This is a genomic window from Paraburkholderia sp. CI2, from assembly GCF_014201055.1.
GTDB lineage: Bacteria > Pseudomonadota > Gammaproteobacteria > Burkholderiales > Burkholderiaceae > Paraburkholderia > Paraburkholderia tuberum.
The window spans coordinates 1-1,120 of the sequence record NZ_JACHDL010000067.1 but is presented as its reverse complement, the minus strand read 5'-3'; the positions used below and the strand labels follow the sequence as shown (position 1 = coordinate 1,120).

Here is a 1,120-nt window from a genome sequence, read left to right as displayed (position 1 = left end):
TCGATCTCGCGCTGGCCCGCGCGGCGCGTTCGATCATCCGCAGGCAGCAGGCGCGCATCGCGACTCGGGGTCCCCGTGATTTTGATGCCGTTTACCGGGGTAGCGGCCTCCAGGCGCGACAAGGCCTAGCGGACTGCCCCTAAAACAATGCCGCTCGATTCGTTGTGGAAGGCTCGGATAGCAACGCACCGCTGGGCGCTACCTATCACCGGAGCTTGGCGGCCGCCGGGTAATTCGCTTCCTGGCATTGCCATATCGGGCCCCTCAGTCGGTTGCAACCGGCGAACGCGGCGACGAATTGCCGGGACGTCGCCGCGATAAAGGCGAGAAAAGCCGGCAGTACGCTGTTTCGTGGGTATCGACTGCAGTCGCACAATCGGGTCGATGGGCGACCTTTGCACGGTTCCATTTCTCGGCTCGCAAGGCGCGATCGGCCCAATGGAACTATCGCATTGCGATCATCGTCAGCGCAGCTGTATCGCGGACGACGCTGGCGCCTTAGTCGGGTTCCGCCTGCTGGCATTCCGCCTGATACCAACGATCGACCTGACGCTGCGCCGCCTGCGCATCCTCCGGGTAGTGCGGATCGAACCATGGTGATGGGTCGTAGCCCGCTTTCCTTAGGGCCGCCAGTTCGCTCCGGCTTCGCTCAGGGGGGAGGGAGGGGCGTTGTTCCTGAGCGCGGCCAGGTCGCGGCATTGCGCAGCGCTTAATGGCGGCAAGCTTTGCGATATGCCGCCCGCAGCGCAGCCAGCGAGCGAGCGAAAGAATCAACGCAGGAAGCGCCGGCCAGATCCTCGGCGAGTTCTTCATGGCCCAATTTCCTCCAATGAAGCGTTGAAGTTTGATCGGGACTGAGCATTGTCCTTCGAATCAAGCCCACCGTTTTGCTGGAGCCTATTCATTTATCGCCGCTGCTCAATTCGTGGTGCTTATGCGAGTGCGTGGCCATCCGGCCGGGTGCGGCCATCGCCACCCACCGGCACGTGCTCTCACGAGGACATCCGAACGTCGCGTTCACATCGGAAACGGCCCCGCTAAACGTTGAACAGTTCGCTACGCGCCGCGTCCATGATCATCGCGACAGCCGGGTGGCTGATGTGGCGCTCGATAGAGATTG

The 1,120-nt window shown here is 62.5% G+C and carries 1 pseudogene; it reads right to left on the bottom strand.

The features are described from left to right. Positions 1-498 precede the first annotated feature (498 nt). A pseudogene (locus HDG32_RS35915) lies at positions 499-813 on the bottom strand (hypothetical protein). Positions 814-1,120: the final 307 nt, after the last annotated feature.